Raw genomic sequence first — 24,392 nt, 5'->3', positions numbered from 1 at the left:
ACAAGTGGTTGATTAATGACCCTACAAAGGTATCTGGGCCATTTTCGTACACACTTGACCTAGATCAAGAAATCAGTTGAGTTGCTTCCGGCGAATGCGGCTGATGGTTTCGGGCGTCATGCCAAGCATCGAGGCGATGTATTGCAGCGGTACCTGTGTGAAAATATCCCGGTGACTTTCAAAAAGGAGGTTATAACGCTGCTCTGCGGTCATGGACAGGAAGGAAAATACACGATCTTCGAGCGTAGTGAAGCAATGTGCGATGAAGAGCTTTTCCGTAACGGGCCATTTGGGAACATAGTCGCCCAGGCGGTCGTAGTCCTGCTTTTCGATGGTGTACACGGCCGTGTCGGTAAGCGCCTGGATGTTCCAGCGGGAGGGATTGGCAAACACAAGGCTCGACAGGTCGGTCACAAAATAGCCCTGCGTACAGATCCATTGCGTCACTTCCCTATCCTCCAAATCTACATAGACCCGCAGCAGGCCCGATTTGATAAAGCTGAGCTTGTTGCAAAGTTTCCCTGTTTTGAGATAGTAATCGCCTTTTTTCAGTATTTCGGGTTTGAAAAAAGACGAGACTTTGACCAGTTCGGTCTGGTCGAAATCGAAGTAGGTTTGCAGGTAATGTTCAAGATCCGTCATAATGCGCTGAAATCGGCCGTAAATGTAGCAAAGAACGGCCTCCGCGCACGGTCGTTATCGTACAAAAGTGTCCGAATGTGAACGAAAGATTTTCATCAAGCAAACACAAGCATCTGTAAAACAATAAATTATATTTTTGGCATATGTTTTATACAATGTACTATGCAATACAATGTACCGTCTATTAGCCATGAAAATTGAATTTTTGAAAAACTCGCACTCAGCTCCATTCCTATGTTAAAAAACTATTTTAAAATCGCCTGGCGAAACCTTGTCCGTAACCGGGTGTTCTCCGCTATTAATATCGCCGGGCTGGCTATCGGCCTCGCTTCCTGCATGCTGATCAGCCTGTACGTGATCGATGAGCTGAGCTTCGACCGTTTTCACGAGAAAGCAACCCGCATTGTGCGAACCACATTCAAGGGGACCATGCAGGGCGGAATTATCAACGAATCGCACGTAATGCCTCCCACCGCGGCAGCGTTGAAGGCCGACTACCCCGAGGTGCTCGAATCCACCCGGCTCCGGCAGGGCGGAAAGCCGCTGGTCCTGCTTAACAACCAGCTTTACAACGATGAAAGGCTGGCCTTTGTCGACTCCAACTTCTTCTCGGTGTTCACATTGCCTTTCGTTGCGGGTGATCCCAAAAGCGCATTACTGGAACCGAATACCATTGTTTTGTCTGAAACAGCCGCCCGGAAATACTTCGGAAAAACCGATGTGGTGGGCAAAATCATCACTTTCAAAGACTGGAACAAAACCCTCCGCGTAACCGGCGTGATGAAGGATATCCCTTCCAATTCGCACTTCCGGTTCGATATGCTGGGTTCGATGGCGTCCGTCGACGAGGCAAAAGCGAATTCCTGGATGACTTCCGAATTCTTCACTTACCTGGTTCTGCCTGAAGGTTACGATTATAAAAAGCTTGAAGCGAAACTGCCCGCGACGGTCGACAAGTACATGAGCCCCCAGCTCAAACAATCGATGGGCGTTACAACGGCCGAATTCCGCAAGCAGGGTAACAACCTTGAACTCCGCCTGCAACCGCTTACAGACATCCATTTGCATTCCGATTTCCAATACGACCTCGATGTAAACGGCGATATTACGTACGTCTACATTTTCGGCGCCGTAGCGGTAATGATGCTCCTCATTGCATGCATCAATTTCATGAACCTCTCCACCGCAGGCTCGTCCAAGCGCGCACGTGAGGTAGGTGTACGTAAAGTAATGGGCTCAGAAAAAAGCGAACTGGTAGGCCAGTTTCTTACCGAATCCATTTTGCTGACGTCGCTCGCGCTGGTACTTGCCGTTCTGCTAAGCATTATCGCATTACCCGTTTTCAATGAATTATCGGGCAAAAATCTCTCGCTGAAATGGGATGCCGTTCCGGGCCTGATCCCGGCGCTGATCGGCTTTGGCCTCTTCGTCGGAATATTCGCAGGCAGCTACCCCGCGTTTTTCCTGTCGTCGTTCAAGCCTATTACCGTACTGAAAGGGGCCTCGTCCGTCATCAAGCTGTCCTCTTCGGGCAGAAGTTTCAATCTAAGGAGCGGATTAGTTGTATTTCAATTCTTTATGTCGATTATTCTCATCGTCGGCACAACGGTGGTTTTCCAGCAATTGCAATTTATCCGCAACAAAAAACTGGGTTATAACAAAGATCAGGTGATCGTGATCCCTACGTGGTCGCTGGGCAAAAACACGGAAGCATTCCGCGACGGGCTCACGCACGATTCACGTGTTGAGAATGTCAGTCTGTCGGGGTATGTACCCGCCGGACCTTCCGACAACAACAATTTCACGGTGAATCCAGATGGCAAAACCGACCGGATGGTGAAAACGCTTCGTTATGAAGTCGATTACAACTACCTCGCCACCCTCGGCATGGAAATGGCCCGCGGCCGCAACTTTTCCAAGGAATATGGAACGGATTCAACCGGGATTATCATCAACGAAACGGCCGTCAGGACCTTCGGCTGGACGCCCGGCAACGCGTTAGACCGGACCATTACCCGCAACGACAACCAGGGAAATAAAGCTACCTACCATGTCATCGGTGTCGTGAAAGACTTTCATTTTCGCTCCATGCACGAACGGATCGGCCCGCTTGTGATGACATTGAACAATGGCTGGGGCTGGATGATGGTTAAAACCCGCAGCGCGGAGGTATCGGGATTATTAGCCTCGATGAAAAACAGCTGGGACGGGTTCCATCCGGACATGCCTTTCAGTTACAACTTCCTGGATGAGCGCTTCAACGAAACTTACAAGGCCGAGCAGAAAACCGGTCAGATACTGGGCACATTCGCCGGGCTGACCATCTTTGTTGCATGTCTGGGCCTGTTTGGGCTCGCCACATTCACCGCCGAGCAGCGCACCAAGGAAATAGGCGTGCGAAAAGTACTCGGTGCGTCGGTAGCAGGCATTATCGCATTGCTTTCGAAGGACTTCCTCAAACTCGTCATGATCGCATTGCTCATCGCCACACCCGCAGCCTGGTGGCTGATGGACCGGTGGTTGCAGGAATTTGCTTATAAAATCGACGTTACCTGGTGGGTGTTCGCATTGGCAGGCGTAGTCGCGGTGCTGGTCGCATTGTGCACGATTTCCTACCAGTCGGTCAAAGCAGCGTTGATGAACCCCATCGAGTCGCTTCGTTCAGAATAGCCGATGGATCGAAATAAACTATTTGAATTGTAAATAGTTATTACATTAGAACCCGGGTCGTGTGCATGTTTGCTCCGGCCCGGGTTTGCTGTTTTATTCCAAACCATTGAGCTCAAATGGAGGCTACGATCCGCTGCAAAATCACCCGGCATATTCACGTTTTCCAGCCCGGCAATACTGTCGAGGTACGGCGGCGCATTCTGGAAAAATCGGAAAACCAGCCGGAATCGGGATATTTTATTCCGGATACCGGCGACGGAACGCCGGGGATTGTCCCGCTCGACGCCGCCGAGCCGCTGAGCGATCACGCGCCGATGGAAGATGCATATTATGGCAAATGCGTGTTGACGAGCGTCTCGAATATCTGGATGGATAATACCGAAAAAACCGACGAGGGCCAGGCAGGCAGCATCAAGCCGGTAAATGTGCGGGTCGTGCATTATCCCGACTGCCAGCAGATCGTATTCCACATGCCTCAATACGCCTGGGATGCAGGGACTTTCCGGCTCACGAATGCCTGCTCGCAGGAAGTGATCGAAGAAAAGCCCGTGCGTGAGCGCCTCAACGGAGGCACCATGATACTAACCAACACATTACCCTACCCGCCCGGCTTTTACACCATCGAAGCCGGCTGGCCCGATGGCTGGACGCACCGCATTCAGTTCATCAAGTTTACCGAAGGTTTCCCCAAAGCCCCATACGGAAAAGCGCCTGCCAATATCTACCACGCCATCCGAAACGAGGAAGTGCATTTGCTGCCACCGCCCGAAGAGCCTCCTGCCCCGGAAAATACGACATACGGCACCAGAACACCCGAGTATCTGCCCGGCCGCGAGTCAGGATATGCCTCACCGGCGTGCAGCCTGCACATGATGTACGACCGCGACGACGAGCGGTCGCGCGACTACAATGGCCTTGAAACCAGCCGTGGTATTGATGTAGATAAATTTAAAAAGGAAATTATGAGCCGCTTTTTCCCCAGGTTGGAATACACGCAGGACGGCCGTGGCGGCAGCATTTATTACACGGAGGGCGCGATCAAAATCCAGTTCGGCTGGGAATTCGGCGGAGGCAATGCGGTGGTGATCCTGTTTATTCCTGAAACAAAATACTGGGAAGCGCAGACCGGGACGCCACTTTTCCGCCGTGACGAAATCCTGAAATTCCTTTGCGAACAGGTAATCCGCGACCAGGCGCCCGGCTGCACCTACAAGATTTACGATAATTCAATCAGTATTCTGCGTTAAGCCTTTGGAATGGTTATTGATGTAAATGTGCCTTCATCAAACCAATAACCACCATGGCAGAGAACTCAGAAACGATCGAAATCCTGAACGATCTGGTCCTGATCAACAACGACAGGATCGCGGGCTATGAAAAAGCGGAAGCCGAAGCGGGCGAACTCGAAAACGACCTCAGGGCTATGTTTCATAACCTTGCCGACGAAAGCCGGGCCAATGTACTAGATCTGAAGTCCCACGTAACAAGGCTTGGAGGCGAGCCGGCCACAGGTACGATGCTTTCGGGGAAGTTGTATCGCGTGTGGATGGATATCCGGGCCACATTCACCTCCGACAACCGCCGCGCCGTCCTTGAAAACGCCGAAATGGGTGAAGACGCAGCGAAAAAGGCGTACGAAGAGGCATTGAAGTCCGACAACCTCCCTGCCGATATCCGCCAGCTGATCCTCAGCCAGTATACCGCCATCCAGGCTGCCCACGACACCGTCAAAACCGAGCGCGACCGCCAGCGCGATGTCTCCAAATATCCACTCACAACTTAACGAGGCCCCGGAAGGGGCTTTTTATTTTTCAGATAATCAATCAGTTAAAAACTTTTTTAACTTTTTTCCTAAATTCCTGTAACCTTTCCCATTCCCGGGAGTTACCACATCAAAATCACGAAAATAAAGCGCAGAGCCTTGAATACCCTAACCGACAACTCGCTGATGCTCCGGGTCAAAACCGGGGACCTGGATAAGATGGGCCTGCTCTTCGAACGGTACAACCGGCCGCTTTTCGGATTCTTTTACCACATGACGCATAAGGCCGACCTCAGCGAGGACCTCGTCCAGAATGTGTTTTACCGGATGCTCAAATACCGGCACACGTTTACCGGGGACGGCGAGTTCAGGACGTGGATGTACCACTTGGCCCGGAACGTCCTCAACGATTCGGTGAAGCAAAACAGGTCGTTCAATTTTTACGATGTGAACGAGGTGGCCGACCGGCTCGAAGGCGGAATGCGCGCCGACGAGAACCTGGAAAGGCAGCAGGAAAACGCCGTTCTGCACGAAGCAATGGGTGCATTAAGCCCCGAATACCGCGAGGTGCTGATACTGAGCAGGTTTCAGGAGATGAAATACGATGAAATAGCCAAAGTACTGAATATCAACGAAGGAACGGTGAAGGTGCGGGTACACAGGGCATTGGGAGAATTGAAGAAAAGGTTTTTTACAAATGAAAGACGATAAGGAAATGAACTGCGAATATACCAGAGGCAAGCTGACCGAATGGCTCAACAACAACCTCGAAAAAAGCGAGCAAATGGAGGTTAACCGCCACCTGGCCGAGTGCATGAGCTGCCAGGAAGCGTTCGCGGCCGACAAGCAGATCTGGGATAGCATGGCGAAAATCAGGATTCCTGAGCCCAAAGAAGCAATGCGTACCAATTTTTACACCATGCTCGACGAGTTCAAGGAGGCGGAAAAAGCAGCGGCGCGGTTCTCGTTCCAAAGCATGATGGAGAGCATACGCGAGTTTGTATTGCCCCAATGGACGGTGCAAGTCGGATTCAGCCTGCTGCTGGTGGGGCTAGGCTGGGTAATCGGCAACCGGACGAGCCGCAGCAAGGTTGATGCCGTCGCCTACCAGCAGCGCATCGAGACACTGGCGAGCCAGGTACAGGACATGAAGAGCACGATGATGCTTTCGCTGCTTGAAAATCCTTCGGCCACTGAGCGGCTCCGGGCGGTGGGATACACCAGTGAGATCACGCATGCCGACGATCGCATCTTAGAAGCGCTGTTTACCACCTTAAACAACGATCCTAACGTAAATGTGCGGCTCGTTACGCTCGAAGCGCTCACGCAATACGCCGGTGACGCCTCCGTACGGGAAGGATTGGTGAAATCCCTCGCATTACAGGATTCACCGATGGTGCAGGTGGCCCTGGCGGATGTGATGGTCAAATTGCAGGAAAAACGCTCGGTGAAGGCATTGAAAACATTGCTGCAAAAAGAAGACCTGAACGACCTCGTCAAAGTCAAAATCGAACAGACAATCAAAGACCTTTCATAAACCTTAATCAACTATTAGCCATGAAGTATTTTGCAATCCCCCTGCTGGCGGGAGCAGTGCTCTGCTGTACCCAGGCCCCGGCGCAGAAGCTGGAACACAACGAGCACGTCAGTAAGGAATTTACGATCAGCGCCGGCCAGGCGGCCAAAAATGTGCTGGCCATTTACAACATCAACGGGTTCATCAAAGTGGAGGGCTACAATGGTGATAAAGTGGTACTTGAAATCGATAAAAAGATCAGGGCCAAAACACAGGAAGGGCTCGACGAGGGCAAATCCGAATTCAAACTCGAAATCGAACAGGAGGCCGACAGCATTATCGCCTACATCGCCAACCCTTTCGATTCGCGGCCTAACCATAGTCGCCGGAACTGGGACGGCCCAAAAATCAAATACGATTTCGAGCTGGATTTCACGGTAAAAGTGCCCTACTCGCTCAATTTGCACGTTTCCACGGTGAATGGCGGCGATATCAATGTGAACGACGTGACCGGCTCGCTGGGCGTACGCAATGTGAATGGAGCCATCAAAGTCGTGAATGCCAAAGGCGCTGCAAACATGCACACGATCAACGGCAACGTCGAAGTGAATTACGTCTCGCTCCCATCCGGAGAATCGGATTTCAAAACGCTCAATGGCGACGTCAAGATCAGTTACCCGGCCGCACTGGCTGTCGACTGCCAGTTCAAGACGTTCAACGGCGATTTTTACACCGATTTTCCTAACGTCGAAAGACTTCCGGTGAAGGTGGTGAAAAACGCGGAGAACCGCGAAAACAAGACCGTTTACAAGCTGAGTACGGAAACGTTTATCCGCATCGGCAGCGGCGGCCCTACCTATAAGTTCGAAACATTCAATGGCAATATCTATCTTAAAAAACAATCATAGCAAAATGAAGACCCCGCGCATTCTTGCCCTCGCAGCGTTCACAGCATTTACCGCCATTTCGGCACCATTGCTGGCCCAGGGCGAATTGAAAGAACAACTTACGATCCCCCTGAGCGACCCGGCCAAGCCCGGCTCACTGAAAGTACACCTCATTACCGGTACAATCCGTGTAACGGGTTACACCGGCAACCAGGTGGTGATCGATGCCAGTACCAGGCAACCGGAGAAAGCCGAAAAACCGAAGGAAGTGGACGGCATGAAGCGCATTTCCAAAAATGGCGGCCTGGACATCTCGGCTACCGAGGAAAACAATGTCGTGAACGTGAGCTCCAAACTGTTCAATACCAAAATGGAACTGGTGATTAAGGTACCGGCGAAGTTCTCGCTGAATGTGGGCACGATCAACGACGGCGACATCCTGATCGAGAATGTGGACGGCGAAATGGAGATCACCAACGTGAATGGCGACATCCGCCTCACCAACGTATCGGGCTCGGCCGTGGCCAACACGGTGAACGGCCTGCTGAAAGCAAACTTCAAAACCGTGTCCGCTAAATCGCCGATGGCATTCTCGACACTCAACGGCAATGTCGACATTACCCTGCCGCCCACCGCCAAGTTCGATATCAAGGCCAAATCCGATCGGGGCGAAATTTACAGCGACTTCGATGTGGACATCGACAAAGCCGTGCAGCAGGCGACCAAGACTGCCAAGGACGGCATGTACAAGGTCAGCATCGAAGATTGGGTAAAAGGCAAAGTCAACGGTGGCGGCAGCGAGATCATGATGAAGAACATGAATGGAAATATCTACGTCAGGAAAGCGAAATAGTATTTCCTGAGCATTGCCCCACGCCTCTGGCAGATCGTCTGCCAGAGGCGTTTTTTTGAGGGGTATTTTTTAAAACTCCCGGTACATGGCGGTTATTCGATAGTCCCACCGAGCTCCACAAGCATTCGCTGCAACTCATCCAGCTTTTTGGATTTTACCGAGGTCATGATCTGCTCGGTCGTAGCCTCCGCCGTCGCGATGGCTTCGAGGTAAATCTTCTTCCCGGCGTTAGCCAGCTTCACATACGACACCCGTGCGTCGCGACTGTTGGCCTCCCGTTTCACATACCCCAGTTTCTCCAAAGGCGACAGCATTCTGGTAATCCCCGAGGCCGTTAAACCCACCTTCTCGGCCACATCCGTACGCCGCAATTTCTCATCCTGTGCATTCGCCAGATGGTGCAAAATCATGAATTCATTCAGGCTTATACTATGATTTTGAAGCCTCGCATCGAAGCGTTTCGCGGTAATTGTCTGGATAATAGTCAGGTTTAAAAACAGTTTCAGTTCCGGAGAAATGGTTGACATAAATTTGAAATATATTTGATTTATAGTTGATATATATTTGAGTAGTCAAGTATTATGCAATAATATATACAATCTAAATCTCTGGCAAACAATTGGTTGATTATTTTAATATTTACAAAAAAGAGCGTTTACATCTGCTTAAATATCAAACAGGTGTGCGCAACCTCATTGCTGACCGAGCCATTGTTGTCGCGTACCTACGGCACGCCGGGGAATGCTAGGAAACTTGATGCGCTACCAATATCACATGCCTAGCGGCATTTCAAAAGTGACCGCGCAAGTCGCGTAGCGACGTAATATTGGTAGCAACAGGAAGCCAACGTAATTGTGAAAATCCCGTCAGGGATGCAACAACAATTCCCCGCGGCTGAACTATAATTGTCGCACGCCAAACACCCTTAACAGCTCTTGACTATTACCTGCCCACACCTGACAATAAAAAAGCCCACGACACCAAATGCCGCGGGCTGAAATCCTGATAAAGACTGGTTTAATTAGCTCTTGCCAATTGTACTTCCAGACGAATGTCTACATTGCGGTCGTTGCCATTGTAACGCGAGTTATACCCGCCGGTACCAATGCCCACTCCCATGCCGCCGCCCATACCGATACCGCCCCCAAGGCCGATACCGATGCGCGGACTGAAACCTGAATTGGACGATGATTGCCCGTCGACCTTGATGCTCATTCCCATCATGCCGGTCTCGCGCGCATTCACATTCATGAGCGCGAAGGGAATTGCGATTTGCTCGGTGAGTTCGCCGTCGCGATCCATGGAGATATGCGATTTAATGCTGCCATCCGGACGCACAAGGTCGATCAGATGCTGGCCGTCACGGTCTTTCCAAACAGCCTCTTTATTGTACGAATCCAAGAGCAGTCCAAGGCCAAGACTGTTCGGTAAATCGGTTTCGACGCGGCGTAATGCCTTGCGATCTTCCTTCATTACCACCGGAAATGTGAGCGCGTAACCTTCCTTCTTCTGCCCCTCGGGACTGAAAGCAATTTTCAGGCCGCTGCTCAATATGTTCTGGATCGTGTTGGGATCTTTTGTTTTGAGCGTGATGTACACGTACTGGTCATCGTTGATGATTCCGTATCTGAGGCGCGACCGCTGGTCCTGCTGGTCGGGTTTGATTTCATCTACATAAGAGAACGGCGCATTCCATTTGGATGCATAAGGCATCGTTTTGGAAGAACTGCAACCGCCCAGGGCTATTAACAGCAGCAATGACCAACTGTTTCTGATCGTTTTCATTTGTTGTTTTATCAATTAGAATTACTCTTTCTACAACGAAATCCGGCAATTAATCATTACGAAAAGTTGCCGCAAATCGTTGCACTTTAAACCTCGGACACGTTTGCGGGTGCGATGGTTGAAAGCAGCAAGTCTATTTTCTGATGCAGCTTCTCCGGTTCGAACGGCTTCGAAAGCGTATCGTTCATCCCTGCTTCCAGCGCTTGCGATATCTCTTCGGGCAATACCGTGGCCGAAAGGGAAAGAATCGGTGTTGTAATGTGCAGCTCCTCGCGCGCCACGCGGGCCGCCTGGAAACCGTCCATTTCGGGCATGCGGGTATCCATGATGATCAAGTCGAAAAGCTCTTCCCTGAGCTGCTCCACAGCCTCTTTTCCATTGCCTACGATTACGGCATTAAGCTGCCAGGCTTTGAGGTATTTTTTCAAAAGCAATGCGTTAATCGGGTTGTCCTCCGCCACGAGCACCTTCTTGCCATCAAATGAAGGCAGATTTTGGAACGAAACAACCGGCTTGCCGTTCCCCGACTTTTCATTTGCATCCGGGACGATCAAGGTGAAGAAAAACTGGCTGCCATGATGAAAACGGCTGTTTACTTCCAGTTCGCTGCCCATCAGGCGCACGAGTTTCTGCGAAATCGTCAGTCCGAGGCCGGTACCGCCATATTGATGCGACGTATTCTCGGAAGCCTGACCATACTCCGAGAAAATATTGGTTAAATGCTCGTCCGACATCCCTATGCCCGTATCCTCCACCGCGAAGCGTATGCGGTGCCCGGCCGGTGTTTCGGCGAGGTGTTCCATTTTTACCGTCACACTGCCTTTTTCGGTGAATTTCAATGCATTGCCGATCAGGTTCAGCAAAATCTGGTTCAGGCGCATGCCGTCCACCGTAACGCATTCGGGAATCCGGCTGTCGATTTCCAGCCGCAGTTCCAGCTTCTTTTCGTCGGCTTTAAATTGCATCAAATCAATGATCTGCTTGCCCAGTACCCGCAAGTCGGTAGACGTAGGAATAATCGAAAATTTGCCCTCGTCAATTTTGGATATATCCAGAATGTCGTTCAGGATATTCAGCAACGATCCGGACGACTGCCGGAGCATGTTTACCAGCTCTTCCTGGCTGTCGCTGAGTTCTGTCGCCGAAAGCAGGTTACCCAAGCCGATAATGCCATTCAGCGGCGTTCTGATTTCATGGCTCATATTGGCCAGGAACGACTCCTTTGTTTTACGTGCTTTTTCAGCCTGCGCCTGCGCGTATATCAGCGCCAATTCGTGTGCTTTCCGTTTCTCCACATCGTGCAGGTTTACAAAAAGCAGCCGGTTCTTATACATAATCCTCAATTCCAGCCAAACAGGTTGCCGCAGCCGTCCGTAAAACTGGTCCTCTACCACAATGGTCTCGCCGCCCACGAAACTCCGCTTCACGAGCACTTCCCGCAGGCCTGATTTCACCGGATCTACCAGCAAATCGAGCATCGATGTCCGGATCAGCGACGCCGGTGCAATGCCCAGGATCGTCTCCACCGATGGATTGATCGACAATATCGAGCCCGTATCCGGCTCCACCGTGGCAATGATATCCGGTGAATTCAGGACGATCGTCGCATAGTTTTCGAGCAGCTTGTTCTTCTCCCGTATTTCACGCTGGCTGCGCGCCAGTTTGATGAGCGAATCCACTTTCGCGTTGGTAATATAAGGGTCGAGCGGCTTATAGAGGTAATCGATAGCACCCGTTTTGAGGCCGCGTACGGCATAAGTGGTTTCTTTTGAAATAGCCGTCACGAAAACGATCAGGATCTCACGGGTCTTCGGGTTGGAATAAAGTGTCTCGGCAAACTCAAAACCATCCATTCCGGGCATCTGAACATCCACCAGCGCCACGGCAATCTCATTTTCCCAGACAATTCGGAGCGCTTCATTGGTCGATGTCGTAGCGTAAATGTCAATATCGTCCCGGTTCAGGATCGCTTTGAGTGAGATCAGGTTCTCCTCCCTGTCGTCCAGCAGCAAAATCTTTGTATTCTCCATGGGTTATTCGTTGAGTAGCTATTGTAGGATATCGTTGATTATCGAAAAAAGGTTTCCGCCGGTCATCACCCGATGTTTTTCATAAGCCAAAATAGCCTGTTCAGGCATGCGCGGGGACTCTGCCTCGGCCGGGTTCTGCACATATGTCGGGAAGCCTTTCTCCGCCAGTGTTTTCATGCCCAAAGCGCCGTCAGCACTGGAACCGGAAAACAGCATGGCCGCTTTTACGGAAATACCCGAAGCGGCAGCGGAAATGAACGTAGCATCGATGGATGGTCTTGAAAAAAAATCCTTGTCGGTACAGTCGTAGTAGAACCGCCGGTCGGGGCCTATCAGCAAATGGTAATCGGGGTAAGCGAAATAAATGGAATTAGTCTCGATCAGATCCAGATGATACGGCTCGCTCATGGCTACATTGGTCTTGTTTTTAAATATTTCGGGCAAAACGGCCGTGCTGGATTTGCCACGGTGCAGCACGAAAATCAATGCGAAGGACAACGGGTTTCTCACCAGCCGGATTATCTCCTCAAAGATCGCAAAGCTGCCCGATGACCCGCCGATCAGTACCAAATTGAGTGAACCATTGTCCTTTGCCATACTCATCTGATCTTCTGATAAATATTCAATGTGCTGTCAATGACCTTGAAGTTTTCTTCCAGACCTGAGTAGCGCAGTGTTTCGCGTTTTCCCAGACAAAGAAAACCCAACATACTGAGACTGTCATACAAAAGCCTGAACACTTTTTGCCTCAGTTCGAGCGTAAAGTAGATCATCACATTCCGGCAGCTGACGAACTGGAACTCGTTGAACACGCCGTCGCCCGTGAGGTCATGCATCGAAAACACGATATTACGCCGCAGTTCGGGCAGCATGGCCGCCTTGTTGTAAGCGACATGGTAATAATCCGACAGCGAATGCTTGCCGCCAGCCGCCAGGTAGTTCTCCGAGAACGTCCGCACATTCCCGAGCGTGAATATGCCCTCGCGAGCGGCCGTGAGCGCCTTGTTGCTCAGGTCGGTAGCGTAAATCAGGGAACGGTTCAGAAAACCCGCCTCTTTGAGAAAAATCGCCAGCGAATAGGCCTCTTCACCCGACGCGCAACCGGCTACCCAAAAGCGCAGCGTCGGGTACGATTCGAGGTAGGTAAACACCTCCGCCTTCACTTTCATAAAGAAGTCCGCGTCGCGGAACATCTCCGAATAGTTGACGGTCAACTCCTGGATAAGGCCATACACCACGTTTCCGCCCTGCTCAATGTACGCGAGCAGCTGCGGGAAGTCCATCTTATGGGTGGTTAAATACCTGCTCGCCCGGCGCAGCAACGACGGCCTCGCATAACCCGAAAAATCGAATCCCGATATCTTCCTGATCCGCACAATGAGCATTTCCAGCTCGGAGTATTCCATCAGCACCATAATTACGCAGCTTGTAACCAGACCTTGATCAGCGAAAGCAGCTTGTCAACATCCACGGGTTTTGAAATATAGTCATTGGCACCGGCTTCGAGGCATTGCTCGCGGTCGCCCTGCATGGCCTTGGCGGTCACGGCAATGATGGGGATATTGGCCCACCTCGGCACCTGCCTGATCCGGCGCGTAGCCTCGATACCATCCATTTCGGGCATCATCACATCCATCAATATCAGCTCAATGTCCGGATTATCTTCCAGTTTATAGATCGCCTCCTTGCCGTTTGTAGCGATTTCAATGCTGAAACCGGCGTCTTCCAGCACGGCACTCAATGCGAAAATGTTGCGCATATCGTCGTCGGCAAGCAGCAATTTCTTACCCGTGAAGAGCTGCGATGCATTCACGACCGCATTGCTGAACGACTCTTTCGGCGTTTCCGGCTCCTGCGTTTTCGGCTGGATCTTTTTAAGGAAAAGCTTCACCTCGTCGAGCAGGCGTTCGTTGGATTTCTTCGTTTTGATCACCACCGGGTGCGCATACTTCATCACACGCCCCAAATCGGCCTGGGTAAGGTCTTCGGCCGTATTCACGACTACCGGCAGTTCGTTCCATTGCGGGTTTTCTTTGATTTTGTCCAAAAGATCCAGCCCGTTCATATCCGCCAGCCGCACGTCCAGGATAATGCCATCCACACGTTCCGTTTCGAGGATCGACAGTGCTTCGGCAGCCGAATAGGCATAAAGCACGAAAATGTTATTGCTCACCAGGAAATCGCCGAGGTATTGGCTCTGATAGGCGTCGTCCTCGACAAGCAGGATGCGTTGCTGGTCAAGGTCTTTGCCTTCCAGCTTCAAAGCGGTGAATATCTGTTGGGCCGACCGCTCGTCCACCGGCTTTTGCATGAAACCGATCGCTCCGTTTTTGAGCATATCGTCATTAAAATAGTCTCCCGAAGACACCGTGTGCACGGGAATCAAGCGCGTGCGGGGATCCCCCTTCAACTCTTTCAACACTGCTTCACCCGGCATATCCGGCAAATGCATATCGAGAATAATGGCGGTCGGATTGAATGTGCCGACCATATCGAGTGCTTGGCGGCCGTTGCTCGCTATCTGCACGGCAAAACCACTTGCCTGCGCTTTGGCGGCCATATCTGCGGCAAAAACGTCGTCGTCCTCGATCAGCAGCAAACGGCGCGACTTGCCGTTTTCCGAAACCAGCCGTTTGGATTCCTGCGGTTGCGGCTTTACCGTTTCAGCTACGGTTTCCACCGCAGCCACGGCGGTTTGCTCGTCCGCTTCGGTCAGGTAAGGGATTTTCAATGTAAATACAGATCCCTCGCCCGGGACGCTTTTCAAAGAAATCGACCCGTTGAACAGGCCGGCCAGTTCGCGGCTGATCGACAATCCAAGCCCTGTACCGCCATACTTACGGCTCGTAGAGCCATCGGCTTGCTGGAATGCCTCAAAGATCGACGCCTGCTTGTCCAGCGGAATGCCGATGCCGGTATCGGCCACTTCGAAATGCAGCTGACCATCTTCCTGCGAAATCAGAAGGGAAACCTTGCCGGGTGCCGATGTGAATTTCACCGCATTCGAAATCAGGTTGCGCAAGATCTGCAACAGGCGGGTATGGTCTGTAAACAGCGTCGCCGGGCAAGAAGCCGTCTTTTCCACCTGCAATACAAGCCCCTTATTCTCCGCTATTTTCTGGAAAGTGCTTCTTACCTCGGTCAGAATAGATTCGGTACTGATATTTTCATGTATAAGCTCTATTTTTCCCGCCTCCACCTTGGCCAGGTCGAGGATATCGTTGATCAGCGTCAGCAGATCGTTTCCGGAATTGTAAATCACCGAAGCATAGCGCTCCTCCTCTTCGTTTAGTCGCGAACCCTTATTTTCGCCCAGAATGCGTGACAAAATCAGGATGCTATTCAGCGGCGTACGCAATTCGTGGCTCATATTGGCCAGGAACTCGCTTTTGAAACGCCCGCTCCTTTCGAGCTCGTCGGCTTTGATCTGGATCTGGTCGCGCGCCTCTTCAATCGTACTCTTCTGTTCTTCAAGCATGAATGCCTTTTCTTCCAGCTCGGTGTTGATTTGCTTCAATTCCTCCTGCTGTACGCGTAATTCTTCTTCCGAAACCTGCAAAAGCGAAGTTTGCCTTGTGAGTTCCTCATTGGTAACCCGCAGCTCTTCCTGCTGGCTTTCCAGCTCCTCCGCCTGTAATTGCGTTTTTTCCAGCAGTTCGTTGGCCGTCTCCCTCGCACGCGCAGCCATAATTGCCACCGCGACGTTGTCCGAAATCATATCAAGTAATTTGACAACCTTAGCGCCGGGATCTTTCAGATAACCCACCTCGATCACCCCGGCGGTACTCCCGTCAAATGTGATATTTTTCATTAATACCAGTCCGGGTGCCGAGTTGCCCGTGGCCGTCCTGACCTGCAAATAACCGGCTGCCACATCCAGGCGTTTGACATTGCCCCCGTCCGCTGCAAATTGCCCGAGTATACCCTCGCCGAACGGGATAAAGGATGGTGCCGCATCCGGTGCCGAAACGCCATGCACGGCCGACCGTTCGAGCATGTCGCCCGAGCGTGTAACCAGGTACATAGCGGATACCTGCGACTCCGTCACTTCCGCCAGCTTGCTCAGCAACCGCTCCGAAAGTTGAGTTAATGTAGGTTCGCCTCGAACGGCGCTGGATACTTCCATGGCTGCATTCAATATCCAGTTTTTTTCCTGGTCTTCTACCCCCAGCTGTTCCAGTTTATGGTTAGCCAGCTGCATAGCACGCTCGCCGGCGCGTTGGGCGAGGTATGTTTTGCGGATAAAATAGTACAGCAAAAGGATCACCAGGAAAAACACCGACGAACCAATCACAATGTATTGCTTGGCACGTGCAGAGCTGGTCGAAGCCACTTGCTCCCGCTCGGCCAGAAGGCCTTCTTCCAGATTTTCGATCCGCCGGAAGCTGAATTCGATTCTGGAAGAAATTTCCTTTCCTTCTAAAACAATGCGTTGGATGGTATCAATGCTGTATTTATCCGTTTTCAGGATCTCATATTGGCGATTCATCAACTCCACTCTCGATTCAAGGAGATCGGACAGGGAATCCACCCTCTCACTTTGTATTTTATTGTCCTTGACCAGCTTCTGCAACGTTTCGACATCCTTCCATATGTCGTTGGATGCTTGCAGATAGTTTGCTTCGAACGCGCGGTTACCGGTGATAGCAAAGCCGCGGACGTTCGCCTCGGCGGTCAGCAACCGGTTTTTAACAGAAGTTGACACACGCATTACCTCCCTCGTGTGATCCACCCAGCCGGTGTTTTCCTGTTGCAGGAGAATAGCGTTGTAGGACACATATCCGACGACGAGTACTAAAAGAATTGAAAATGAGATTCCCAGTAAAACCTGGCGCTGAAAAGTAAGTTGCATAAACGTTGAATATCAAGTAAAAATACTACTAAAAGAAGATTGGAGGACTATATTTCTACATTTCTACCCATTCAACCAGTTCGTCTTCCAGGGTGATCAGCACTCCGCGCGAGGGTTTTCCATTCTCCGAAAAGGTTTTGATCAGTTTCTTTAAATGCCTGCGCGGTTCATCGGCGCTGTTCCCGCCTACGAACGACATGAAAATATACTCCCCGCCCGGCCGCTGAACGACCCTGTCTATATGCAGCATTTTCCCGCCCGGCACCAGCAGTTCTTTATTGATCTGAATATGGTTTTCGTCCTGATAAAGCACTTGTAATGAGGGGTCTTGCAACAAAGAAATCGTCAGATTTTCGATCTCGCGCGTCTCCTTCCGGGTAAATATCCCCTCTCCTACAAGCTTCTCCAATGCTAAGGGAAGGTCTGAAATGGTTTTTAGCCTTGTGAGCAAATACCGCATTTTTTGCAGGCGGTCGTGCCTCGGCTCGAAGGTCTGTACATCGAAAATGCGGTCGGCCATCCGGCGCAGGCGCAGCGACTCGGTACGGTCGTTGCTTAATATGTTTTTCAAAACAAAAGAACCCGCTCCCGCGCTCACGTGCGCGTGCCGGAGCGTGCCGGAAGCGGCTGAAATGACATACTTCGAAATCGTTTCATCCCAGGCGGGTGTAAAACCTTCCTGGTTCAGATAGTCACGCAGCCAGTGGTTGATCTGCTGCCCCGACTCCCACCTGCGCTCCCGCTTCGCAAGCACGTACAAGCGCTGCACAGGGCGCGTGAAAGCCACATAGAGCAAGTTCAGGTTTTCGATCAGCGTCCGCATGCGTTCCTCGCGATATTGTTCTCCTACCACCGTGTTTTCAAGCTCTTTCACGACCGAAACCATCGAGCTCCGCAATTTGGCATTGGTATAATGCGGCTTATCTTCCAACCGGATCTCCTCATAATCAACCTCATCCATATCTACCCAAAGCCGGTCGAGGCGGGCATTCGGCGTTACTTTCCATTGCGCATACGGGATGATTACCACGGGATATTCCAGTCCTTTCGACTTGTGAATGGTGGTAATGCGAATGGCATCGGTAGCATCCGGCACCGTGATCGAAAACTTGTATTTAGCTGATTCCCAATAGTTCAGAAAATCGCCGAGGTGGTTACTCTTCCGGTTGCCAAATTCCAGCACCACATCCAGGAAGCGGAACAGGTATTCGCTTTCGAGTTGCTGTTTGAAGAGCCCGAATTGCTGCATCAGCAGCTCCGTAAGCTCAAACACCGACACCTGCCGCATTTTGAACGAGGTAATGGCAATATCCCATTTCCTGAAATATTCGAGGAAACTGTCCAGCCCGCGCTCCTCGCAAAGCACCCTGATCTCCTCGTATTCGTGCGGTGCCGGGTTCTGGCGGCGGATCACCTGGTGAAACAGGTAAGCAGCTTCGTACCGCGCCAGCCGGTGGTCCGAGCTATGCAGCACTTTCATGAACGAAATAATGAAATGCACCGACCGCGAATAGGCCAGCGACAATGCGTCGTCGGAAATGAGAGGGAAACCGGCCTCTTTCAAAGTATTGGCCAGCGTAGTGGCCTCTTTTTTCTTTCTGCACAAAATGGCCATATCCCGCCAATGGTAGCCTTCCTCGCGGAGTGCACGGACCAGTTCCAGCGCTCTTCGGGAAATCGGGTCAGAAGACGATTCTTCGGCACCTTCCTCCGCAGCCTCATTCATTTCGAGAAACTCGATTTCCACATGGCCGCCTTCGCTCACGCCGTCCGGTATCTCCTGGCTGAAATGCTCGTCGTACACCTCGCGGATGAGCGGGTATTCGCCGCCTAGCGAGTCGGCAATGAAGCCGAAGAACTTGTTATTAAACTCCGTAACCTCCCGGAAGCTGCGCCGGTTGGTTTTGAGATGATTGATATGCAGGTAGTTGTCTAATGCAAACAGCCGTTCGTCATTAAACGGGCTATTGCCGAGAATGCTGCCCAGCCGCATCACCTGGTTTTGCGCCAAATGCAATATCAAATCCATATCCCCACCCCGGAACCGGTAAATCGACTGCTTCGCATCGCCGACGATCAGGTTGAAATAGCCGCTGGATAATGCATTCTCGATCAGCGGCAGCAGGTTCGCGAATTGCAATTTGGAAGTATCCTGAAATTCATCGACCAGAATGTGGTTGTATTTTTCGCCTAACCGCTCAAAAATGAACGGTACCGGCTCACGGGCCACGATATCGACAATCTTCCGGTTAAAATCCGAGATATGGACCTGGTTGTTCTGTTTCAACAATGCGTCGAACTCCTTCCGGATTTCTCCCAGCAGCGAGAGGTTGTAAATGTGCCTGTCGAGCTGGTTGTACAATGTAATTTTCCCGGTTTCGGCCGAGCGTATGTTTTCGATCTGATGATAATAGTTTTCCAGATCGGTGCGAAGGCGTTCTATTTCGTCGCGGATCGGCGCGGGGGTTTTGGCACCATACCACACGCCTTCGCCGATGGTTTTGTAAACATAAGAATTGGGTTCCATCCACAGCTTTTTGCCCTCCGCGCGGTCGCGGAAATAGCCGTAAATGCCCCTGCCGCTTTGGTGGAAGTCCTTTTCACTCAGGTAGGTCGACTGGATCAGTTCAAACGCATTCTTCGCATCCTTAGTCATCATTTCCTCGCGCCCGCGTACGAACTCGCGCATTTGCCTGCGTACAGCGATCCAGTCCTCCATTTTGAGGTCTTCTACCCGCTTCATTTGCATATAGCTCTGCTCGCTGAGCAAAGTCCCTGCCGTATCGCGGATCTGCATCGGTAACGCGCCCCAATTTTTGCCTTCTTCGGCATTCTCCCGGTAGTATTTTTCGACAATGTCGGTCAGCACCTCCTCGCCCTCCTGCCCGATGCGGGCCAGCAGCCGGTCCACGGCGTCGTCCAGCAAATCGCTGTCGAGCTGTGTTTCGAATACGAACGGGATGCCTAGTTCATCGGTAAAACTGCTGATGAGCCGCTGCGTAAACTTATCGATGGTCATCACGGAAAAGTCCGAATAACGATGCAGAATTTGCCCGAAAACCATTTGCGCTCGGGCGGCGATGAGCTGGCAAGCACCTGAGAAAAGCTCCGCGTTATGCTCGGTATCGGGGTACATTTCGATTACCACATCGCGCATCATCGGGTGCGGTTTCGTGTCGTTTTCGGTGTAAGCCGAGAATGTCCGCAGCATCAGCAGAATGCGGTCCTTCATTTCGTTGGCAGCCGCATTGGTAAACGTCACAGCCAGAATATGCCTGAAATACAATTCCGAATTGGAATGCAGGGCCAGTTTGAGGTATTCTTTGGTGAGGGTGTAGGTTTTACCCGAGCCTGCTGATGAACTGTAAACTTTAAACACTTTGTGCTGATGTATGGTGAAGCGAATGAGAACCGCAGATCAAATTAAACAAAAAAAGCAGGCTTGCGCCTGCTTTTCGTATGCTTTTGAAAGAAGTATCGCTTAAAGATTGAAGCGAAGACCGGCCGAGATATTGGGGCTCAGGAAGAACGGCTTTCTCAGCAGCTCCACGTACGTTCCCCCTTCCAGGAACACTGAGATCCGGTTATCGGGGATGTAGTATTCAAAACCACCCAACGCCGAACCGCCCAGGGTAAGGTTTTTCTCGTAGTCACCATTCAGGCGTTTCGGGTACGCGCGGCGGTTGTTGATCTGCCCGCCAATGCCGTAATACACGTGCACAGCCTCCGAGTTGAACAATGGCGTGTGCCATAAATAATGCATTTGGAGCGAAATACCGGTGTTTTTGTAAATCCCGTTGTCGCCGCGGTACTTGCGGTCGTTACCGAGGATCCCCCCAAAAGTACCGACAGTCACGTCGATGGCATGGATGTTGTTGAAGTACTTCCGGATGTTGACACCGGTGGGTTCACCGAGTTTGAAACCAACCGCCCAGTTGTCGTATTGGGCGTGTGCCATTCCGAAGCAAAGTGCGCAAATAAATGTTAAGGCTAATTTCTTCATAGTTAATTAAATCGGGGAAATGTTCCTGGAACGCTGAAACACCAGCTATACGATAACGTTCTGAGGCTGGAATTTCTTTAATGATTCGATCAAAACTTCGTTTTCTTCTTTTGTACCAATGGTAATGCGCAGGCATCCTTCGCATAAATGTACCCGCGAACGGTCGCGCACGATGATCGTCTCCCGGATCAGATAGTCCATCACGCCCTTCGCATCTTCGAATTGCACGAGCAGGAAGTTGGCGTCCGTAGGATGGATTTTAACCACGATCGGCAAGCTTTGCAGCTTCTCAGCCAGCACGTCGCGCTGTTCGAGAATATCGGCCACCATTTTGTCCTTTTTCTCAATACCGTTCAGGCCTTCGAGCAATGCCTGTTGTGCCGGCAAGCTGATATTGTAAGGCGGTTTGATTTTGTTCAGAATGCGGATCAGTTCGGGTGAAGCGAAACACATCCCTACGCGGATACCTGCAAGCCCCCAGGCTTTCGAGAATGTCTGCAATACCACCAGGTTGGGATATTTGTCCAGGTGCTGGATCCAGGAAGGCTCGTCGGTGAAGTCAATATATGCTTCATCCACAACCACCAATCCACTGAAATTTTCCAGAATGGTCTGGATGGCGTCGTACTGCATGACATTGCCCGTCGGGTTATTCGGCGAGCAGATCCAGATGATCTTCGTCTGTGGCGTTACCGCATTCAAAACGGCTTCTGTATCGATCTGGTAATCATTCGTGAGCGATACCTTGTCGATTTTCACGTCGTGGATCGAAGCGCTTACCTCGTACATGCCGTACGTGGGCGGCAGGATAATCACATGGTCATGCCCGGGTGTACACGTAGCGCGTGTGAGCAAATCGATCGGTTCGTCGCTGCCGTTTCCGAGGAAGATACGGTCGGGGCTCACCTGCTTGATCGGGCTCAGTTTCTGCTTGATTTCGGCCTGGTAAGGATCGGGATAACGGTTGTAGTTTTCACCGGTCACCGAACCGTAAGGGTTTTCATTCGCATCCAGGAAAATACCCACATGGCCGGTATACTCGTCTCTTGCGGATGAATACGGGGCCAGCGTGAGGATGTGCGGGCGAAGGATTTTGGTTAAATCGAAACTGTTATTCATACTATCGGAAATTACGGCGATTGCCGTGTGTGGATTCTAAATCTTTTTGAAGAGCCTTTTATCGAAATTCAGCGGCTCTATGTCGGTAATGCGGAGAGAAAGAACGTCGGGATGCATCGGATTGACGAGGTAGTTTTGCTCGGCCTTCACCACCACCGAAGGTACTTTCAGTAAAAGGCTGTTACCCGCTTTCAGCCACGAATCGCCTATTCCTTTGCTCCATTGCTCATCTTCCGACCATTCGGGCACCAGCGACGGCGCGGTTACGCTCACAATATCATCGGGGATTTCCAGGGAAACAATCACGTAATTCGGGGGCGTCACGGTTTTATGCCAGTGCACGAGCACTTCCAGCATGGCCAGCGAGCGGTGGGAAGAAGTATACAGCATGGCGTTTCTCGGGGTGTTCCATCGTCCCCCGTTGTAGAAAGCCCCTATTCCACTCAAATCATCCTGATATTCCGATCTTGTTATCCTGAATAGCTCCATTAAGCGAAAATACCGTGTTCCATGCGCCCTAATTCGGTCTTGACCAGCTCTATACCCGCATGGGTCCGTAAAAAGCTGATCGGTCTCTCACTACCCAGCGCAGGCACCTCGTTGTTCAGCCAATCGAGGAAATATTCTTTACCCAAAACCCGGTTCCCTACTGAAAACAGATCGGCCAGGGCGATCAGATGATCGGAAACTACATTGCTAAGCAGATCAATATCATTGTAACGCTGCAAATTCCTTGAAGTAACAGGCAACAGCGCTATCACATCTTTAATATCCATCCCGATAGAATCAGCCAGATGCTGAATAGAAGCTTTCGGAACGCCGTTTTCGGCCAGGTAAGCCAGGTCGAAGTCATTTTTCACAGCATGTTTGAGGGTTTCATAACCTCCCAAACGTTCGTTAACCATGTATGCTGTCATCTTTCTGTAATTTTAAGGCCGTTGAAATTTGTCCTCTAATTTAGGACAAATTTCCCGGCTCTGAAATTTTTCACAAAAGATTTTTCAATCGGATGCTCACGGCATTCTTATGGGCATCGAGCGATTCGGCAGCGGCCATGGCTTCCACGGTCGGTCCGATGTTGCGGATACCTTCCTCAGTAATGTGCTGAACCGTGATTTTTTTCACAAAACTATCGACCGAAACGCCGCTATAAGCCCGCGCATAGCCATTGGTAGGCAATGTGTGGTTGGTACCCGAAGCATAATCCCCGCACGACTCAGGCGTGTAGTTGCCCAGGAAAATCGAGCCGGCATTGTAAATCTTTTCGGTCACCTCTTCCGCGTTGGCAATACTGAGGATCAAGTGTTCCGCCGCATATTGGTTCAGCATTTCAATGGCTTCGTCCTCGGTCTCGACGAGGATCGCCTTGCTGTTCGCCATCGCCTGCGCGGCAATGTCCCTGCGGGGAAGCACTTCCAGCTGCTCCGCCAATGCGATATTCACCGAGGCAAGCAGTTTTTTACTGGTAGAAACGAGTAAAACCTGGCTGTCGGCGCCGTGTTCGGCCTGAGAAAGCAAATCGGCCGCTACGAAACAAGGTAATGCGGTATCGTCCGCCAAAATCGCCACTTCCGAAGGTCCGGCAGGCATATCAATCGCCACGCCTTCTTTGCTTACCAGCATTTTGGCAGTAGTAACATACTGGTTTCCAGGGCCAAATATCTTGTAAACCTTAGGAACGCTCTCTGTACCATAAGCCATCGCAGCAATCGCCTGCGCACCACCAATACGAAATGCCTTGGTAACACCCACCAGTTTAGCCGCGTACAAAATCGCCGGGTGATCGGACGGCGTACAAAGCACAACCTCCTTGCAACCGGCAATTTGTGCCGGAATACCCAGCATCAATACTGTGCTGAACAATGGGGCCGAACCGCCCGGAATATAAATCCCCACCTTCTCGATCCCCACGCTTTTGCGCCAACAGGTAACGCCGGGCATGGTTTCCACCTTCTCGGGCGCTTGCAGCTGCCCTTTGTGGAATTTGTAGATATTCTCGTAGGCCTGCCCGATCGCCACTTTCAATGCATCGTCCAGCTTGTCGCCCGCTTCGGCAATGTCCTTTTCCGAAAATGCGAGGTCGGTCAGTTCGACTTTGTCAAATTTCAGGGCGAGGGCTTTAATACCCGCGTCGCCTTCATTTTTTACCTGTTCGAGCACGGGCAGTACCCGCGCTTCGATATCCTTGGCTTCCAGAACGGGCCTGGCCAGCAATGCAGGCCATTGTTCCCTTTCCGGAAATGGAATGATATTCATAATGTCAGAATCAAAAC

20 protein-coding genes are annotated in these 24,392 nt (G+C 51.2%); 7 read left to right on the top strand and 13 right to left on the bottom strand.

The window, feature by feature from the left end:
• Window positions 1-72: 72 nt before the first annotated feature.
• Window positions 73-642 (bottom strand): Crp/Fnr family transcriptional regulator, encoded by a 570-nt coding sequence (locus J2Y43_RS14710; protein ID WP_309983840.1) that lies wholly within the window; start codon window positions 640-642, stop codon window positions 73-75.
• A 234-nt stretch (window positions 643-876) separates the two neighbouring features.
• On the opposite strand from J2Y43_RS14710, the gene J2Y43_RS14705 reads away from it, so the two are divergent.
• From J2Y43_RS14705 to J2Y43_RS14675, 7 genes are all read left to right on the top strand, one after another.
• The gene (locus J2Y43_RS14705; protein ID WP_309983838.1) at window positions 877-3,312 is read left to right on the top strand and encodes an ABC transporter permease; all 2,436 of its coding nucleotides are present in this window, start codon (window positions 877-879) and stop codon (window positions 3,310-3,312) included.
• A 116-nt stretch (window positions 3,313-3,428) separates the two neighbouring features.
• Complete coding sequence (locus J2Y43_RS14700) at window positions 3,429-4,559, top strand: hypothetical protein (RefSeq protein WP_309983836.1); 1,131 nt, start codon at window positions 3,429-3,431, stop codon at window positions 4,557-4,559.
• A 53-nt stretch (window positions 4,560-4,612) separates the two neighbouring features.
• The gene (locus J2Y43_RS14695) at window positions 4,613-5,095 is read left to right on the top strand and encodes a PA2169 family four-helix-bundle protein (protein ID WP_309983834.1); all 483 of its coding nucleotides are present in this window, start codon (window positions 4,613-4,615) and stop codon (window positions 5,093-5,095) included.
• 165 nt (window positions 5,096-5,260) lie between these two features.
• On the top strand, window positions 5,261-5,785 hold the full coding sequence (locus tag J2Y43_RS14690) for a sigma-70 family RNA polymerase sigma factor (RefSeq protein ID WP_309984272.1): 525 nt from the start codon (window positions 5,261-5,263) through the stop codon (window positions 5,783-5,785).
• The gene (locus J2Y43_RS14685) at window positions 5,772-6,611 is read left to right on the top strand and encodes a HEAT repeat domain-containing protein (RefSeq protein ID WP_309983832.1); all 840 of its coding nucleotides are present in this window, start codon (window positions 5,772-5,774) and stop codon (window positions 6,609-6,611) included. The genes J2Y43_RS14690 and J2Y43_RS14685 overlap by 14 nt, the downstream gene beginning before the upstream one ends.
• 20 nt (window positions 6,612-6,631) lie before the next feature.
• A complete protein-coding gene (locus tag J2Y43_RS14680) occupies window positions 6,632-7,498 on the top strand; it encodes a DUF4097 family beta strand repeat-containing protein (RefSeq protein ID WP_309983830.1) in 867 nt (288 codons plus the stop codon).
• A gap of 4 nt (window positions 7,499-7,502) precedes the next feature.
• Entirely contained in the window at window positions 7,503-8,330 is an 828-nt protein-coding gene (locus J2Y43_RS14675; RefSeq protein ID WP_309983828.1) for a DUF4097 family beta strand repeat-containing protein, read from the top strand.
• A 92-nt stretch (window positions 8,331-8,422) separates the two neighbouring features.
• Here J2Y43_RS14675 and J2Y43_RS14670 read toward each other — a convergent pair whose 3' ends face one another.
• The 12 genes from J2Y43_RS14670 to hisD all read right to left on the bottom strand — a co-directional run bounded on the left by J2Y43_RS14670 (window position 8,423) and on the right by hisD (window position 24,375).
• Complete coding sequence (locus tag J2Y43_RS14670; RefSeq protein ID WP_309983826.1) at window positions 8,423-8,857, bottom strand: transcriptional regulator, SarA/Rot family; 435 nt, start codon at window positions 8,855-8,857, stop codon at window positions 8,423-8,425.
• Window positions 8,858-9,347: 490 nt separating this feature from the next.
• Window positions 9,348-10,115 (bottom strand): hypothetical protein, encoded by a 768-nt coding sequence (locus J2Y43_RS14665; protein WP_090152644.1) that lies wholly within the window; start codon window positions 10,113-10,115, stop codon window positions 9,348-9,350.
• An 86-nt stretch (window positions 10,116-10,201) separates the two neighbouring features.
• Window positions 10,202-12,145: a response regulator gene (locus J2Y43_RS14660; RefSeq protein ID WP_309983823.1), complete on the bottom strand. Its 1,944-nt coding sequence runs from the start codon at window positions 12,143-12,145 to the stop codon at window positions 10,202-10,204.
• Between the two features lie 18 nt (window positions 12,146-12,163).
• Window positions 12,164-12,742, bottom strand: a complete 579-nt coding sequence (locus tag J2Y43_RS14655; protein ID WP_309983821.1) for a chemotaxis protein CheB — start codon at window positions 12,740-12,742, stop codon at window positions 12,164-12,166.
• A gap of 2 nt (window positions 12,743-12,744) precedes the next feature.
• On the bottom strand, window positions 12,745-13,551 hold the full coding sequence (locus tag J2Y43_RS14650) for a CheR family methyltransferase (protein WP_309983819.1): 807 nt from the start codon (window positions 13,549-13,551) through the stop codon (window positions 12,745-12,747).
• 11 nt (window positions 13,552-13,562) lie between these two features.
• Window positions 13,563-16,997, bottom strand: coding sequence for a response regulator (locus J2Y43_RS14645; protein WP_309983818.1), 3,435 nt, complete (start codon window positions 16,995-16,997; stop codon window positions 13,563-13,565).
• Between the two features lie 55 nt (window positions 16,998-17,052).
• Entirely contained in the window at window positions 17,053-20,376 is a 3,324-nt protein-coding gene (locus J2Y43_RS14640) for a UvrD-helicase domain-containing protein (RefSeq protein WP_309983816.1), read from the bottom strand.
• A 102-nt stretch (window positions 20,377-20,478) separates the two neighbouring features.
• Window positions 20,479-21,000 carry a hypothetical protein gene (locus J2Y43_RS14635; protein WP_223401438.1) on the bottom strand — a complete coding sequence of 174 codons (522 nt, stop codon included), beginning with the start codon at window positions 20,998-21,000 and terminating at the stop codon, window positions 20,479-20,481.
• 45 nt (window positions 21,001-21,045) lie between these two features.
• Window positions 21,046-22,119 (bottom strand): histidinol-phosphate transaminase, encoded by a 1,074-nt coding sequence (gene hisC / locus J2Y43_RS14630; protein ID WP_309983811.1) that lies wholly within the window; start codon window positions 22,117-22,119, stop codon window positions 21,046-21,048.
• Between the two features lie 36 nt (window positions 22,120-22,155).
• Window positions 22,156-22,608, bottom strand: a complete 453-nt coding sequence (locus J2Y43_RS14625) for an RES family NAD+ phosphorylase (RefSeq protein ID WP_309983809.1) — start codon at window positions 22,606-22,608, stop codon at window positions 22,156-22,158.
• Window positions 22,608-23,036: an antitoxin Xre/MbcA/ParS toxin-binding domain-containing protein gene (locus J2Y43_RS14620; RefSeq protein WP_309983807.1), complete on the bottom strand. Its 429-nt coding sequence runs from the start codon at window positions 23,034-23,036 to the stop codon at window positions 22,608-22,610. The genes J2Y43_RS14625 and J2Y43_RS14620 overlap by 1 nt, the downstream gene beginning before the upstream one ends.
• A gap of 70 nt (window positions 23,037-23,106) precedes the next feature.
• Window positions 23,107-24,375 (bottom strand): histidinol dehydrogenase, encoded by a 1,269-nt coding sequence (hisD, locus tag J2Y43_RS14615; RefSeq protein ID WP_309983806.1) that lies wholly within the window; start codon window positions 24,373-24,375, stop codon window positions 23,107-23,109.
• Between the last annotated feature and the right edge of the window lie 17 nt (window positions 24,376-24,392).

It is taken from the genome of Dyadobacter sp. BE31, from assembly GCF_031457695.1.
In the GTDB taxonomy this organism is placed as follows: Bacteria; Bacteroidota; Bacteroidia; order Cytophagales; family Spirosomataceae; genus Dyadobacter.
The sequence above is the reverse complement of the archived record's forward strand: the minus strand, read 5'-3'. Positions and strand labels throughout refer to the sequence as shown.